General features: G+C 40.5%; 12 protein-coding genes. 11 read left to right on the plus strand and 1 reads right to left on the minus strand.

Annotation, left to right across the window (positions count from 1 at the left end):
* Positions 1-4: 4 nt before the first annotated feature.
* From ABFV72_RS11655 to ABFV72_RS11665, 3 genes are all read left to right on the plus strand, one after another.
* Positions 5-2,194, plus strand: coding sequence for a 3-hydroxyacyl-CoA dehydrogenase NAD-binding domain-containing protein (locus ABFV72_RS11655; RefSeq protein WP_347163836.1), 2,190 nt, complete (start codon positions 5-7; stop codon positions 2,192-2,194).
* Positions 2,187-3,326, plus strand: coding sequence for a CaiB/BaiF CoA transferase family protein (locus tag ABFV72_RS11660; RefSeq protein WP_347163837.1), 1,140 nt, complete (start codon positions 2,187-2,189; stop codon positions 3,324-3,326). The genes ABFV72_RS11655 and ABFV72_RS11660 overlap by 8 nt, the downstream gene beginning before the upstream one ends.
* Before the next feature lie 303 nt (positions 3,327-3,629).
* Positions 3,630-4,334, plus strand: a complete 705-nt coding sequence (locus ABFV72_RS11665; RefSeq protein ID WP_347163839.1) for a hypothetical protein — start codon at positions 3,630-3,632, stop codon at positions 4,332-4,334.
* A gap of 115 nt (positions 4,335-4,449) precedes the next feature.
* Here ABFV72_RS11665 and ABFV72_RS11670 read toward each other — a convergent pair whose 3' ends face one another.
* Complete coding sequence (locus tag ABFV72_RS11670; RefSeq protein WP_347163840.1) at positions 4,450-4,605, minus strand: alpha/beta fold hydrolase; 156 nt, start codon at positions 4,603-4,605, stop codon at positions 4,450-4,452.
* Between the two features lie 384 nt (positions 4,606-4,989).
* Between ABFV72_RS11670 and ABFV72_RS11675 the strand changes: the two genes are divergently transcribed.
* The 8 genes from ABFV72_RS11675 (at position 4,990) to ABFV72_RS11710 (ending at position 15,941) form a co-directional block, all read left to right on the plus strand.
* Complete coding sequence (locus tag ABFV72_RS11675) at positions 4,990-6,096, plus strand: polysaccharide biosynthesis/export family protein (RefSeq protein ID WP_347163842.1); 1,107 nt, start codon at positions 4,990-4,992, stop codon at positions 6,094-6,096.
* Positions 6,097-6,120: 24 nt separating this feature from the next.
* Positions 6,121-6,552, plus strand: a complete 432-nt coding sequence (locus ABFV72_RS11680; RefSeq protein ID WP_347163843.1) for a low molecular weight protein-tyrosine-phosphatase — start codon at positions 6,121-6,123, stop codon at positions 6,550-6,552.
* A 77-nt stretch (positions 6,553-6,629) separates the two neighbouring features.
* Positions 6,630-8,933 carry a polysaccharide biosynthesis tyrosine autokinase gene (locus ABFV72_RS11685; protein WP_347163844.1) on the plus strand — a complete coding sequence of 768 codons (2,304 nt, stop codon included), beginning with the start codon at positions 6,630-6,632 and terminating at the stop codon, positions 8,931-8,933.
* 103 nt (positions 8,934-9,036) lie between these two features.
* Positions 9,037-11,115: a polysaccharide biosynthesis protein gene (locus ABFV72_RS11690; protein WP_347163846.1), complete on the plus strand. Its 2,079-nt coding sequence runs from the start codon at positions 9,037-9,039 to the stop codon at positions 11,113-11,115.
* Between the two features lie 125 nt (positions 11,116-11,240).
* Positions 11,241-12,581 carry a lipopolysaccharide biosynthesis protein gene (locus tag ABFV72_RS11695; protein WP_347163847.1) on the plus strand — a complete coding sequence of 447 codons (1,341 nt, stop codon included), beginning with the start codon at positions 11,241-11,243 and terminating at the stop codon, positions 12,579-12,581.
* 74 nt (positions 12,582-12,655) lie between these two features.
* Positions 12,656-13,849 carry a hypothetical protein gene (locus tag ABFV72_RS11700; RefSeq protein ID WP_347163849.1) on the plus strand — a complete coding sequence of 398 codons (1,194 nt, stop codon included), beginning with the start codon at positions 12,656-12,658 and terminating at the stop codon, positions 13,847-13,849.
* Positions 13,850-13,860: 11 nt separating this feature from the next.
* Positions 13,861-14,943, plus strand: a complete 1,083-nt coding sequence (locus tag ABFV72_RS11705) for a polysaccharide pyruvyl transferase family protein (RefSeq protein WP_347163851.1) — start codon at positions 13,861-13,863, stop codon at positions 14,941-14,943.
* Positions 14,940-15,941 (plus strand): glycosyltransferase family 2 protein, encoded by a 1,002-nt coding sequence (locus tag ABFV72_RS11710; protein WP_347163853.1) that lies wholly within the window; start codon positions 14,940-14,942, stop codon positions 15,939-15,941. Before ABFV72_RS11705 ends, ABFV72_RS11710 begins: the two co-directional genes overlap by 4 nt.
* The last annotated feature ends 21 nt before the right edge of the window (positions 15,942-15,962 follow it).

The following is a 15,962-nucleotide window of genomic DNA, read 5'->3' on the forward strand; positions in this document are numbered from 1 at the left end:
AAAAATGATGACAAATAACCAGATAGCAGATAGCGTAACAGCCATTAATGAATTAGAAAACTTCTCAGCTCAGCGTGATGAGGATGGTATCGTCACCGTCACGATTGACCAAAGCAAACGTAAAATGAATGTCATCGGTGATGGCTTTACGGAGTCGTTTGCCACGATAGTCGATAGTTTCATCAATGATGACGCCGCCACAGGCTTGATTCTCACATCGGCTAAAGAAACCTTCGTGGTTGGCGCAGATATCGATCAATTGAACCAGATAAAAACAGCCGAGCAAGCATTTGCACTGACTGAAGAATTAAAAGGTAGTTTGCGTAAGCTTGAGACCTCAGGCAAACCTGTGGTCGCTGCTATGACAGGAACCGCATTAGGCGGTGGTTTAGAGTTAGCACTTGCATGTCACTATCGTATTGCCATTGACACGCCTAAGGCCAAGCTTGGTTTGCCTGAAGTGAAATTGGGCTTGCTACCTGGCGGCGGTGGTACTCAGCGTTTGCCGCGATTGGTCGGTATTCAAGCAGCACTAGAGCTGATGACGCAAGGCAAAGAACTTCGCGCTGCTGCTGCAAAAGACATCGGACTTATTGATGCAACAGCTACTGATCAAGCAGATATGCTGAAGCAAGCAAAAGACTGGATTCAAAATAATCCAAGTGCGCAGCAGCCATGGGATAAGAAAGGCTTTAAAATTCCTGGCGGCGATAGTAAGCATCCAAAGGTAGTACCTATATTTTCTATCGCCCCAGCCATGGCTAATCAAAAGTCTCATGGTAATTATCCAGCGATCACTCATATTATGTCTTGTGTGTTTGAAGGATGCCTCGTAGACATTGATACAGGACTTGAAATTGAGTCGCGTTATTTTGCCGCTTGCGTACTGTCCACTGAATCTAGAAACATGATCAACACCTTATGGACTCAGCTGAATAGCATCAAAAAAGGTCAGTCTCGTCCTCAAGGCTTTGAACGCACACCCACCAAAAAAGTCGGTATTTTGGGCGCTGGCATGATGGGCGCAGGCATCGCTTATGTCACTGCCAAATCAGGGATAGACGTTGTTTTATTGGACACGGATATTGCCAATGCTGAAAAAGGCAAAGCGTATTCTGTCAATATTTTGGATAAAGCCATCAGCCGAAAGCGCGCTACCGAAGAGAAAAAGCAAGCCCTCCTAGAACGTATCACGCCAACAGTTTCTTACGATGATTTGGCAGATTGCGATCTTATTATCGAAGCAGTGTTTGAAAACCGAGAAATCAAAGCCAAATGTACCCAGCAGAGTGAGGCAGTGATTCCAAGCACGGCCGTCTATGCGTCTAATACCTCAACGCTACCTATTACTGGATTGGCAAAAGCCAGTACGCGCCCAAACCAGTTCATCGGTCTGCACTTTTTCTCGCCAGTAGACAAGATGCCGCTGGTTGAGATTATCATGGGCGAGCAAACCGACGATGCGACATTGGCCAAAGCTTTCGACTATGTTGTGCAAATAGGTAAAACGCCTATCGTCGTCAATGACAGTCACGGATTTTATACCTCGCGGGTATTTGGTACCTATGTGTCAGAGGGCATTGCGATGCTAGGAGAGGGTGTGCATCCGCGTAGCATCGAAGTTGCCGGTATGAAAACAGGTATGCCAATGCCGCCCTTAGCATTGCAAGATGAAGTGTCGTTAAGCCTAGCATTGCATGTCAGCGAACAGCAGCAAGCGGATATGGCAGCCGAAGGTAAGCCAATCGTAGTGCGTCCTTCTTATGAAATACTAAAAACATTGGTCAATGAGCATGGGCGCGAAGGTAAGAAAAATGGCAAAGGATTCTATGACTATCCAACAGAGGGTGATAAGCATCTATGGCCTGAGCTGATAAATTTATATCCGCCGAAATCAGAGCAACCATCGCAGCAAGATTTGGTGGATCGCCTGATGTTTATTCAAGCCAATGAATCTGCTAAATGCTATCAGGAAAATGTCTTGCGCTCAGTGGCCGATACCAATATAGGCGCTATCTTTGGTTGGGGGTTTGCACCGCAGCACGGTGGTACACTACAGTTTATCAATGCAATGGGCGTGAGTGCGTTTGTTGAGCGGAGTCGTGAGCTGGCTGCGAAATATGGCGAACATTTTGAGCCAGCTCAAATCTTGTTAGATATGGCAGCCAAAGGCGAGGCGTTCTCCGATGACTGACATGCATGTATCAAATCATGATCAAATGGGAGACTGTCTACAAGGGTTACGAGTGGTCGATCTGACTCGTAATCTACCTGGGCCCTTTGCCACGCGTTTGCTTGCGGATTTGGGCGCGGACGTCCTTAAAATCGAACCCCAAAAAGGTGATCCTGCTCGGGTATTTGGTGAATTATTCGCAGCTCTAAACCACGGTAAGACGACCGAAAAATATGACTTTCATGACGCTAAAGCGATTGAAGCTATAAAAGCACATCTTAAAGAAGCTGATGTGATGCTAGATAGCTTTCGCCCAGGTATTTTGGCAGAAATGGGACTAGATGCTAAGACCTTGCATACCATCAACCCAAAGCTAGTAATGGTATCTATTACTGGTTATGGCGTAGCAGGCAATTATGCAAAAGAAGGTCTCTACTTAGAAAGTGCTGAGTCAAAAAATAGCTCTCAAGTGAATCATGACTGGGCCAACAAAGCCGGTCATGATATCAATTTTATGGCTATGAGCGGTGTACTAGATCAGCTAAAAACAGCGCAGGGTGAGCAGGCTATGCCTAATATCCAGTTTGCGGATTTGGCAGGTGGTAGTGACACAGCCGTGATAGCCCTGTTGGCTGCCGTATTTGCCGCGCAACGTACGGGCAGGGGACGACACATTGCTATTAGTATGACGCACAGTTTGTACAATCATATGGTCATGCCAAAGGTCACAGGCAAACTGATTAATAGCCTTTCAGGAAATGGCTTAAACGATGCTCTACTGCCGCAGCATGACTTTTTGGGCGGTGCATTGCCATGCTATCGATTGTACCAAACCGCTAACCAGCGCTATATGGCAGTTGGTTCCTTGGAGCTTAAGTTTTGGCAAGGGCTATGTCAGGTATTGGAGCTACCGTTGCTTAAAGAAATACATTGGCAACTTGGTATCATGCCCAATAGACCTGAGAGTGAAGCCGCGACCAACACAATCGCGGAAAAATTCGCCAGTCAAACGCTTGAGCATTGGCAACGTGTATTTGCAGCAACGGATGTCTGTGTGACCCCTGTGTTAAGTTTGCAGGAAGCTAAAGCTCACCCTTTATTTGCACATCAAGATGAACATCATGCAATATCAGGATGGCAACAAATGAATTAACAACTAGTATGTAAGTAGTCTTAGAGAAAAGTGAAAATTGGATTAGCACTTGAAGGCAATACCAAGCTGCTACTGGCTAGTATCGTCTCTTTAGTCTGTATTATTCTGACTGCCTGTCTAAATCAGAGTGATTGAACTTGTATATTTATAACTGTCTATCTAAAATTGCCTGAATAAGAGACAATACGCCCATAAATCCTAAAGTCTTACGGTACTGAAAAATAGTAGCGCGTTCAAAGGCTCTTAGAGATTGAGCAACACAGACATTTAATAAATCTAACTTAAGCAAAAAGGCAGTTCTGAATGACCAAACATAACCCGTATAATTTTTTACCTTTGCAACCAACAGGTAGAAATGAGACCAATACTGCTAATACCTATGCTCCTGAAGATATGATTAAAATATACGAGCAGCAGTTTCTCATTCAAGTGCCTGAAGAAGAGCTGACCGAGTTTTTGCCAGCGTTAAAAGCATTCTATGATATCGACAACCATACCTTAGATGTCAGTGCCATTATTTTCGATGCAATTGCAGACTCTGCTATCATTTATAATCACAAAACTAAAGTCGGCAACTATCAGATATTAGGTGAGTTGATAGAAGAGGCGATTGAGTATGATGAAGATAACAAAAGTGATGAAAGAGCTGAGAGTGAAGAGATTCAAGCCTATACATTAGAGTGCCAACGTACATTTTTCATCAATGATGTAGAAATACCTTATCATTTCAACCTATTCATTTATGGCGATGGTTATTCTACTCTGACTAAAAAGGAAACTGTACTAGAAAAAATGTACTGGTTTGTTAGAGGTAGATTTGAAGAGGATTTATTAGATGACGCTGAAGATAATGACAGCTTAGAGTCTATCAATAAGCAACTGGCTGAGTTAGGTATTCGTGCAATGGACCTGACAACGATAGATGAAATGGTCAGCTATGTAGAAAACAGCATCATAGACGATGCCATGGTAGATGAGCTTAATAAACTGTTGGATGATGCTGAGTAGTGTGGAGAGCTATTTCGTAAGATAATTAGTAATTTGGCACACTACAAAAAAGGGCTCTTCAGATTATATATCTGAAGAGCCCTTTTACTTTTACGGTAAAGCACATTTTATATCATTACGAATGCGATGAAATGAAATCTATAATATATCTATTAATGATTTCTGGTTGCTCAAGTGCTACCGAATGGCCGGCCTTTGGAATCACAAATACGCCAGTACGATGAATAACGTCATCAGCACTGCGCGCAATATCTGCTCCCAGCTTTGGCATATGATCACTCCAGTATTCACGCTCACTTGCTCGAGTGGCAACTGATTGTAAGAAAAAAATTGAACTACTAACTCTTGTTCTTGCTAGTCAAAGTATAAATAAATAATTATATATTTCTACAAAAAAGTCGAGATGTAAAAATACTGATTAGATAATGTTAATTATGGAGTTAGTATAACTAATAATGTAAGTTATTGATTAAAATGTTAATATGATTAAACAAATTGTAAATAATGTATAGGATAGGTAAAATTATGATAAAATGTTTCTATAACACATAAACATTTTTTGTGTAATTCTATAGAAGTTAAACCTATCTTTTTGTAAAGCAGAAGATTTTGCTAGTTACTGTTCATTATTGTGATTTCCTAAAAGGTTTTTATTATGCGGCAATCTTTTAAGTTGTTGAGTGTATCGGCTTTATTGCTTACTACTTTGTGGTCTACTGGATGCGCTACAACGACTATAAATTCTGGTTTACAAGCTGGAGAACTGCCGCCGGTAGGAGACTTTACCGCTGAAAATGGTCTCAAATTCAATATTCAACCGCTTAACCTGACGACTTTGCCACCACCACAAGTAACTCAACCTAACAACGATATTTATCATCTTATTGCTAGCTCCAAGAAGGCCGAATATCGTATTTCTCAGGGTGACATACTTAGTATTAATTTGGTTGGCTACCCAGACATGACGCCTACCGTAGCCCAAAGTGGTAATAACCCTTATGCGTCAGGTTATCCAGTAGATCAACAAGGGTTTGTACAGTTTCCTTTGGTTGGTAGAGTAAAGGCGGCTGGTTTGAGTGTCCCTCAGTTTACCGCCTCTCTACAGGGCAAGCTGCAGCGCTATCTAAAATATTCAGACCCACAAGTCAAAATTATTAACTATCGTGGCAATAAGTTTTTCATTGATGGTGAGGTCAAGCAGCCAGGTGAGTTCACTATTGATGATGCGCCTGTATCGCTATATAGCGCAATTTCAAGAGCAGGTGGGGCCACAGAAGCTGGAGATTCAAATAGTATTGTTTTAAATCGCAATGGTCGTAATTACACGATTGGCTTACAGATGCTTCGTCAAATAGGTTCATCAGGCAATCAAATTTATATTCAGGATGGCGACTCTATTCATGTTAATAGTCAGAGCCGCAATAGAGTCTATGTATTGGGGGAATTCGGTCAGATCGAACCTGTACCTATATTAGAAGAAGGCCTTAACTTAGCACAAGTTTTGGGTAGCTCTAGAGGTTTGAACTCGGCTACAGCCAATGCAGCAAAAGTATACATCGTACGTGATAACCCAAATTATCAACGTACCAATATCTACTATGTTGATATGCAGACGATTACCAATCTAGCCATTGCTAATCGTTTCGAGATGCAGCCAAATGACATCCTTTATGTCGATCCTACAGGTCTGACACGCTGGAATCGTGTTATCAGTTCGCTATTACCTTCAACTTCTGCTATCCGAACCATCTCCACACTGTAAAGGTCAATATAGGAATTTAAGGTTATGGCCTTTGACAATATTTTGGTGGTTTGTGTAGGCAATATTTGCCGTAGCCCCATTGCCGAAGCAATACTAAAGCAACAATATCCACAGAAAACTATTGATTCTGCTGGAGTGTCTGCTGTGGTTGGTAATGGAGCTGATCCCATTGCCATAACTGTCATGTCGGAGCTAGGTATAGATATGTCTGGACACGTCGCCAAACAAATTGATGAAACATTAGTCATGCGTGCAGATTTGATTTTGACAATGTCGGCAAATCAAACGAAGTGGATAACCGAGCGCTGGCCGCATTGCCGAGGTAAAACTTTTAGGATTGGCCACTGGATTGATGAAGATATTGCAGACCCTTATAAGCAAGAAAAAGCAGCATTTGAGACTGCTCAACAAGGTATTGTTTCTAGTCTTGACTTATGGACTGGACAGATTAGCTAAGCGTTTACGACTAATTGTTTGACAACGAACTTTTAGATAGTAGACCACTAATAACTTAACATGATGAATAAACCGTTATGACTATAGACTCACAGAACACTTCCAAAGCAAAGATTGAAAAAGACGATGACGAGATTGATCTCATGGCGCTGCTTTTGGTGCTGTTACGCGGCTGGAAGCTCGTTCTGTTTTTTGCATTACTGGGACTAGTTATCGGGGTTTTGTATAGCCGTTATGTCAACCCTACCTTTAAATCTGATGCACTGATACAGATTGAAGAAAACAGTCAAGGTATTGCTGCCTTAGGTGAGAGCATATCTGAATTGGTGGGCTCTGAAGCAAGTAAAGCGCAAACAGAAACTGAGCTTATTAGATCGCGTATGATTTTAGAGCCAGTTGTGACGCTATTACACCTACGGATTAAACTTGCTAACCCCAATATTGGTGCATTTGACAAAATCAAAACCGACCGTATTGATACTCAAGTCAATACTTCAGAAGGGGTTTTTTTAGAGAGTGGTAAAGGTCGTGCCCAGGTCAGTCAGTTCAATGTATCACGCGCTTATTTAAATCATGAATTTACTTTGACTAAGACCAAAACGGGCTTTGTATTAACAGATGGTTTGGATGACTTTAAAGGTCAGCTCGGTCAAGCGCATAAATTTCGTGGTAGCAATGGTCAGGTTCATATTACGGTCAATGAGCTGCCTGACGATGGTTATCCAGTTACTATCCATAAGCAATCGCTAAAAGCGACGACAGATAGTATCAATAGTGCACTATCAGTCGTTGAGCAAGGGCAGCAAACAGGAATTATTCAGTTGTCTATGACGGGTGATAGTCAAGAGCAAGTCACCAATGTCCTTAATCAAATAGTGCTTTCTTATATTGATCAGAATCAGTCGCGGGGCTCAGAGGAGACCACCAGAACGATTAACTTTATGGAGACTCAGATTCCAGCGCTCAAAGCTACTTTAGAGAGCTCTGAGGCAACTTTTAATGAGTTCCGTAAAGAATATGGCACTATCGATGTGGCGAAAGAAGCGGAGCTGTTATTGACAGAAAACTCGCAAATCGATACGCAGCTTAATGAGCTGAAGCTAAAAAAAGCAGACCTGACCACGTACTATACCAGTGAGCATCCATTGGTAGTACAAATCAACGAGCAATTGGCAGTGCTCAATCGTCGAAAACGAGAGATTGATAATACAATTGCTGGCCTACCTGAAATCCAACGAGATTTCTTGAAGCTATCTGAAGATACAGCCATCAACAGAGAGATTTATCTTACACTCCTCAAAAACTATGAACAGCTTAAAATCGTAAAAGCAGGTCAGATTGGTTTTGCACGTATTATTGATTTGCCTATTAGTACCTATAAAGCCATCGCGCCCAAAAAGTTACAAATCATCGTGTTGGCTTTATTATTAGGCGCTATGTTGGGAACAATGCTTGTACTGCTAAAAAATCTATTACGCAATGTGGTCAAAGACCCTGAACGTATAGAGACGAAGACAGGTGTGCCAGTGATTGCCACAATACCGCGCTCTCCTTTGCTATCGAGAATTGGTAAAAGTAAGCAAGGAACTATGCGTTTGTTGGCACACGTAGATCACAGCAGTTTGAGCTATGAAGCTATCAAAAGCCTTAGAACCAGTCTGATATTTTCGATGCCAAATCAACCGAAAAATTCAACTGTATTTGAGGTAATGGGTGGTAGTAATAGTGAGTCTACTCGCCCGGCAGGCAAGGTCATCTTGATTACTGGTGAAAGTCCAGGTGTTGGTAAGTCGTTTATCAGTGCCAATTTATCAGAGGTTTTTGCGCAGCTAAATAAAAAAGTACTGGTGATAGATGGAGATATGCGTCTGGGCGAGCTACATAAGATGTTCAATTTAAGCCAAGATAATGGGTTGGCTGACTATCTGGTCGAAGGCCGTGGTCGCCTAGGAAAAGTTGATACTGCCTCAATAGCGCAGTCTGCTAGCGAATTAAATATCAAAAACTTCATTCACCCAACAGGTGTGGATGACATCGATTTTATACCGCGTGGCCGTCACCCTCACAATCCAGCCTCACTACTAATGAGTGACAAGTTCACTCAACTGATGACAACGCTAAAAACTCACTATGATTATATCGTTATCGATTCACCACCAGTACTTGCAGCCTCAGATGCAGTTATATTGGCGCAGAGTGCAGACAAAGTGCTGATGGTGGCGCGTTATGATAAATCGATAGAAGGGCAGGTCACATATGCTGTCAAACAGATGCATAAAGCCAATATGCAGGTAGATGGCATTATTCTCAATGATGTACAAAGAGGTCTGATGGACAAATATAGTTATCATTACAATTACGCGTATGGCGACACTAAGTAGCTAGTAGCATCTAGTAGGTAATCTATAGGTAGGTATCAATGAATGGTAAACATTCAATCAAAGCTTATCTTTGATTATGTTCATAGTTAAATAGTTGGAAATTATGTCGATACAATCAGACTTGAATGATAGCACTCATCCTTTTTCTAGTAAGAAATATATTAAGGCTAGAAATCGTTGGTTGCGTAGTCATGCGCAATGGCTATTGTCTCTGCCACGCGGTATCAAGCGTAGTATATTGATCAGTGCTGATTTACTAATCTCTATGCTGTGTTTATTTCTAGCAGTGGCATTACGATACGGTTATATCGCCAATCATATTAGCCCTATAGCGCTACTCTTATACGCAATGATTCCTGTTGTAGGCTTGTACGCAATAGGTTTTTATAAGGGGGTATCACGAGTCTTCTTTGATACGGTGATGCGCCATGTATTGCAGTTGTTTGTGTTCATTATTTTGGCCTATCAGCTCATTATCTTCTCTGATTGGTTGCCAGCAATACCACGCTCAACGCCTATTATTTATCTATTCTTACTGTTTATTTGGTTGTGGAGTAGCCGGCTTACTATCAAAGAGCTTTTGGCAAGCTGGCAGGGTAAGCTCCGCAGTCGTGACAAGCGCTATGGTACTTATGAGAATGTCATTATCTATGGTGCAGGTTCTGCTGGTAAAGAGTTATTTGAGGCACTACAGCATTCGCATAAGTATTGCATCGTAGGTTTTGTTGACGATAACGCCCAGCTTAGTGGCGCTTATTTTGGTGGTAAAAGAATATACCACGCCAATGAGCTGATCGACGTAGTAGAAAACTTAGATGTGGCGCAGGTATTTTTGGCACTACCGTCTGCTGGTTTCACGAAGCATCGCATGATTATTAACAAACTGGCCAATGTGCCAGTGAAAATCAAGCAGCTACCAAGCTTGCATGAGATTGCTGATGAAAAGGTGACGGTTAGTACCATGCGTCCGGTAGATATTCTTGATGTACTAAACCGACAGACAGTTGAGCCAAACCAGCACTTATTACAGCAGAATATAACTGGCAAATGTGTATTGGTAACTGGTGCTGGTGGTTCTATCGGTAGTGAGCTGTGTCGCCAAATCATCAAAAACAAACCAAGCTGCCTAGTACTATACGAGTTATCAGAATTTGCCTTATATAGCATTCATCAAGAGCTGATTGCCAAAGTGGCGAGCAAAGAGCGTTATGCAGGTATCAAGGTCATTGCTATTATCGGTAACGTAACCAATGAAGCCAACTTGATACGAGTACTCAAGGATCATAGTATCCAAACGGTTTATCATGCTGCGGCGTATAAGCATGTACCTATCGTTGAGCACAATCCATTTGAGGGTGTTATCAATAATACTAAAGGCACTTATCACTGCGCTCGGGCAGCTATCGAAGCGCAGGTTGAGACCTTTGTACTGATTTCTACTGACAAAGCGGTAAGACCAACCAACGTGATGGGTGCATCTAAACGCTTAGCAGAGCTGGTATGTCAAGGTCTGAGCCAATCGATAGGACAGAATACTGAGCAGAAAACTGCCCAAATAACGGGTCGTAAGACGTGTATAAGTATGGTGCGCTTTGGTAACGTGCTTGGTTCATCTGGCTCGGTTGTACCGCTATTTACCAAACAAATAGAGCAAGGTAATGCTATTACCGTGACTCATCCAGACGTCACACGCTACTTTATGACAATACCAGAAGCGGCAAACTTGGTGATTCAGGCTGGAGCAATGGCAACGGGTGGTGAAGTGTTTGTCCTAAATATGGGTGCACCAGTAAAAATAGTGGATCTAGCCCATCGAATGATACGCCTAAGTGGCTATGAGCCTAAAGATAGTAGCAATCCAGATGGAGATATAGAGGTCGTATTCACAGGGCTTAGACCAGGTGAAAAACTGTATGAAGAGCTGATCATTGGTGAAGACAATGTGCAAAAAACCTCTCATCCGCTTATCATGCAGGCGATGGAGCATTGTTTTCCATTGGTAGATATTGAGAATACTTTATATCAACTCATTGATAAAGCAAAAGAACATGATGTGGTATGGCTCAAACAACAGTTTAAAGTCTATGTCGAAGGCTATCAGGAAGGAACGCCTGTGACAGAGTCACCCAATAGCAATCATAAACCTACCAACAATACCGTTAAAAATTTAAATCGGCAATAAAATAAATAGTAATGCCTTGGTTTGTGAGTACTTTGAAAAAATAATACTGAGTATAAAAAATAATTTACTAATGAGATTTATGAAGTCCTCATAGTTCTATGAAGTATCAATTTGGATAGTAATAAATGCCCTATAAAGTATTTTCATCGTTACAGAGTATAACTAAGAGACTTAAAACCAGTAATTTTGTGCGTAATGTAGCTATGGTAGGTGGTGGTATCGCTGCTGGACAAGCTATAGCTTTGGCCTTTATGCCGTTTCTCACACGTTTATATGGCCCTGAATCCTTTGGCATTGCCGCTGCGTTTGCAGCAATCGTTAATATCATTACCCCAATCTCTACTATGGGTTATGCAAATGCTATCGTCATGCCTGAGAGTGATAGGGATGCAGCAGCAGTAGCAAGATTATCCATATTATGTGGCCTGATCATTGCACCTCTTTCACTAATCTTAGTTCACGTAGGAAAACCTTGGTTGGCAGTATGGACAGGTATGGAGAAAGCACCTCAGATGCTATATCTAATACCATTAACGTTAGTGATAGGCGCATTTCTATCTGTTACAAATCAATCCGCTATTCGAGCAAGTCTTTTTAAAGCTAAAGCTCGAGCCTATGTAGAAAGCAAGCTGTTTACAGATACTAGCAAACTTATTGGAGGGATAATTGCTCCTTCAGAGCTATTGCTTATCTTACTTACGATAATAGGGCAGTTTACAAATTTTTTGATGCAGATGCTAAGAGTACCTAGAACAGGTGTTTTAAAGATAAGTAACTGGTTTGGTACAGATGGTGTTCGTAATGCAGCCATAGAGCAACGTGACTTTGCTATATATCGCATGCCACAGAGTGTGCTTAATGCAGCTTCATTAGGTTTACCAACTATATTATTAACGTCTTTATTTAGTGCATCTTCGGCTGGACAATATTCAGTGGCTGTCCTTGTTCTTGGCGCTCCAGTTATGTTGTTGGGAAGCTCTGTTGGTGAAGTTTTCTATCCAAAGATTACTCGTGCAATTACGGCAAAGTCGCCTAGTGCTTATAAGCTCTTATTCAAAGTTTCTGCTATTCTTTTTGCAGTAGGATTGATTCCTTTTGGCACTATGATGATTTTTGGAGAATATCTTTTTTCTATAATATTTGGACAAGAATGGGTGGTAGCAGGCAACTATTCACAGTGGCTCTCTATTTGGCTTCTATCAAACTTAGTAACTGGTGCAAGTGTCGCTACCTTACCTGCATTAGGCTTACAAAGATTTTTACTTATTAGAGAAGTTTTCTCAGTAATATTACGTGCCACTGCTCTTTATGTAGGTTTCAAGTTTTTTGAGTCCGATGTTATAGCAATCGCATTATTTTCAATTGTTGGATTTTTACTGAGCTTATCCATTGTATATGTTGCTTTTAGACACCTTTTTAAAAACAGTAAAGATTGGAAGCTCATTTACGATAACGAAAGTATTTAATCTGCTAACTCAGTTCATTATTTATTCTATTAAATTTTTTTGATTTAGTAAAAACCATGTTGTAGGGAATTATTATGCAAGCTTCTTTTGAGTTATTTCCTCTAGTATTAGAGACAACGGTAGATGGACAGCGTCGCTCTTGTTTGATCAAAGAGATTAATGTAAGTGGAGATACTGCAAAGAAAGAATTATGGTTCTTGTATCCAAACGAATTACCAATGCCAGATAATAGCGATTGCGACTCCTACTTATTGGCCATATTGCTGCCAGCAATGCAGATGAAAGCTGACATTATCGTACACGGAAGCGTATCTCAGGAATTATTATCCAATCTGACAGAGCTGCAATATGTCTGGCACAAGTGGTGTCCAGAAGAGTTTTTTTTAGTTGATATAAAAGTTGATAGTATTCGTGATAGCGAAGAGCGACAGAAAGGAGCTATTGTAGCTTTTTCTGGAGGTGCAGATGCTCAATTTGCTGCTTATCGTCATACTAAAGGCATCGCTGGATATTCTACTCAAGATATCAGAGCAGGAGTGTTTGTCCATGGTTTCGATATACCTTTAGCTGATACACAAGGGTTTTTAGGAGCGGCTAAAATGGCTGCCGAAGTACTTGAAAGTATCGACTTGACTTTATTTACAGTTAAAACGAATATTCGAGAAGTTTGGAATATGAATTGGGAACTCTACTGTGGTACAGCATTAGCTTCTACTTTATGTGGTTTTAATAAATATGTAGGTGTTGGTTTACTAGGTAGTGGCGAGTCGTATGATGAATTAGTTACGCCTTGGGGCTCACACCCAATAACTGATCCATTATTAAGTTCTAGCACTTTTAAAGTTATACATGATGGTGCTGGTTTTAATCGATCAGAAAAAATTAAAGCTATTTCAGAATGGCCGTTAGGGATAAAGAATTTACGTGTTTGCTGGGCTGGTGGCAACCATGAACGTAATTGTGGTTATTGCGAGAAATGCGTTAGAACGCGTTTGAACTTTCTAATTTCAGGTGTGACTGACCCAGCCTGTTTCACTTCCTCTTTAAAGCAATCAGATTTCAACTCTGTAGTATTGCGCAGCGAAGCTGCTCGTAGCGAGTGGAAACTAATTCGTAGTGAAATGATAGAAACAGGGCAAGGAGTAGAGTGGTTGCCTAAAGTAGAGCAGGTGCTCAAGCGTAAATCGTCTCCTAAATTTAGTACAATTTTGCCCATAGGTTCTAAACGTCGTAGGCTAGTTAAAAAAATATTAGCAAAAAATAGCTAAGGATATTTTGAATGAGTATTACCGTTATCAAGCAGCTAGTTCCACTTGTAGTAAAAAAACATGTATCTGCCTACATTGGTTCGCGAGATCTCTCTCTACCAAGTTGTAAGCGTTGCTTCATTTTCCTTGCTGCAGACTATGGCAATATTGGCGATATCGCCATTTCTCGCGCTCAAAAACAGTATCTTGAAAACGTGCTCACTGGATATGAGGTCATTAGTATACCTATTAGTCAGACAAGATTTGTACTCAGTTCGATCAAGAAGCAAATAAAAAATGACGATATCGTTACCATCATTGGTGGTGGTAATATGGGTGGCATTTATCCTGATATCGAAGAGTTACGACAGTTAGTTATTAAGTTTTTTCCTTATAATCGTATTGTCTGTTTTCCACAGACGCTGGATTGGGATGGTTCAGCTAAATCTAAGCGTGCGTTAAAAACTATCGTAAAGAAATATGCTAGGCATCCAGATATACACATTTTTGCAAGAGAATCTATTACACATAACAAGCTCATCGAGCTCTTTAATAAATATAATAATGTCAATATTGGTTTAGTGCCAGATATTGTAATGAGTGCGTCGGCAGAGTCGCTTGGTGCTACAGATAGTTTAGAAGCCTCAGGTATTCTAAAGTGCCTACGAAATGATAAAGAGGTTGCTCTATCGACTACACAGCACGCTATAGTTGACAAGGCTTTAGCTGATACAGGTCATGAAATTACGAAGACCGATACTCATGCTGGTGGCTCGCGATTAGATGATAAGCAATGTGAAAAGTTACTAGCTGATAAATTGAGTCAATTCCGCGCAGCCAAGCTAGTAATTACTGACCGTCTACACGGTATGATATTATGCTTAATATCAGGTACGCCATGTTTGGTACTGCCAAACTCTAACCATAAAATCAGACAAACTCATATAGATTGGTTGAGTGATCATACGAGACTTGTTTTTTTAGAATTAAAGGATATTAACGAAATCCCAAAATTTATTGATGAACTGTTGGCCATGCCTCACGGCATGATGAATGATTCTTTAGTTGATATAAATAAATATAATGATCTAAAAGAGGCGCTGACTAAAATATGACTACTATAAAAGAGCCTTTAGTCAGTATTATTGTTCCAGTATACAATGTCGATTTATATATTGATGCTTGTTTAAATTCTATCAAACATCAGACCTATAAAAATATTGAAATTGTTGTAGTTGAAGACTGCTCGACGGATAACTCTAGACAAGTACTTCAGCCACATCTTAAAGACGATAGAATAAAACTTGTCCAACATGAGAAAAACAGTGGTCTTTCTGCTGCGCGTAATACAGGTATCGAGTCTGCTATAGGCGAGTATATGATGTTTGTCGATTCGGATGATATTGTAGATAGTCGTCTGGTCGCAGCTTGCGTGGAATGTGCAATCAAAACAAATGCAGAGGTAATAACCTATGGGTTTACACCATTTGAAGATGGACTAGAAGACACAGAACTACCATATCTAGCTGAAAACCTAGTAATAGAATCTGGACAAGAAAATCATGCATATTTTGACTTGCCTCATTTTGCATGGCTTAAATTTATTCGATCTAGTGTTGTAAAGTCTGCATCATTACATTTTCCCGTGGGCTTGTACTATGAAGACTGGCCTTTCCATTGGCATCTAGGACTGTCTACTAAAGTTAGATATGAGTTGCCTAATTATTTTTATTTATATAGACAGCGTGGCACATCTATCACTGGATCAACTGGTGAAAAATTATTAGATCTCTTTGTGATTCATTCAAAGGTAATGAGTCTAGTGCAGTATTATCAGGCAGATGAGGTCACAAAAATACTCGCAAATAAAATTATACAGAGTCACTGGAGTATTCTTACTCGTATAGATGCTCAATATCTAAGCGCTGCATTAGCAGAAGCTAAAAATTCAGAAAAGCTAATGAAGTTATACAAATATGAAAGCACCCCAAATTTACGTAATAATATTATTACCACTATAGTAAATTTACCTAATAGTATTGATTTAACTGCTTTAAAGATACTCCGCGCAGCACTAAAAGTAAAAGCAGTATTTAAAGCTAAACAAAATTAAAAATTTACCGTATTGGATATA

It is taken from the genome of Psychrobacter proteolyticus (genome assembly GCF_039762275.1).
Taxonomy (GTDB): domain Bacteria; phylum Pseudomonadota; class Gammaproteobacteria; order Pseudomonadales; family Moraxellaceae; genus Psychrobacter; species Psychrobacter proteolyticus_C.

Coding starts and splice junctions, on each gene's coding strand:
- ABFV72_RS11655 (WP_347163836.1), top strand. CDS start 5: ATGATGACAAATAACCAGATAGCAGATAGCGTAACAGCCATTAATGAA.
- ABFV72_RS11660 (WP_347163837.1), top strand. CDS start 2,187: ATGACTGACATGCATGTATCAAATCATGATCAAATGGGAGACTGTCTA.
- ABFV72_RS11665 (WP_347163839.1), top strand. CDS start 3,630: ATGACCAAACATAACCCGTATAATTTTTTACCTTTGCAACCAACAGGT.
- ABFV72_RS11670 (WP_347163840.1), bottom strand. CDS start 4,605: ATGCCAAAGCTGGGAGCAGATATTGCGCGCAGTGCTGATGACGTTATT.
- ABFV72_RS11675 (WP_347163842.1), top strand. CDS start 4,990: ATGCGGCAATCTTTTAAGTTGTTGAGTGTATCGGCTTTATTGCTTACT.
- ABFV72_RS11680 (WP_347163843.1), top strand. CDS start 6,121: ATGGCCTTTGACAATATTTTGGTGGTTTGTGTAGGCAATATTTGCCGT.
- ABFV72_RS11685 (WP_347163844.1), top strand. CDS start 6,630: ATGACTATAGACTCACAGAACACTTCCAAAGCAAAGATTGAAAAAGAC.
- ABFV72_RS11690 (WP_347163846.1), top strand. CDS start 9,037: ATGTCGATACAATCAGACTTGAATGATAGCACTCATCCTTTTTCTAGT.
- ABFV72_RS11695 (WP_347163847.1), top strand. CDS start 11,241: ATGCCCTATAAAGTATTTTCATCGTTACAGAGTATAACTAAGAGACTT.
- ABFV72_RS11700 (WP_347163849.1), top strand. CDS start 12,656: ATGCAAGCTTCTTTTGAGTTATTTCCTCTAGTATTAGAGACAACGGTA.
- ABFV72_RS11705 (WP_347163851.1), top strand. CDS start 13,861: ATGAGTATTACCGTTATCAAGCAGCTAGTTCCACTTGTAGTAAAAAAA.
- ABFV72_RS11710 (WP_347163853.1), top strand. CDS start 14,940: ATGACTACTATAAAAGAGCCTTTAGTCAGTATTATTGTTCCAGTATAC.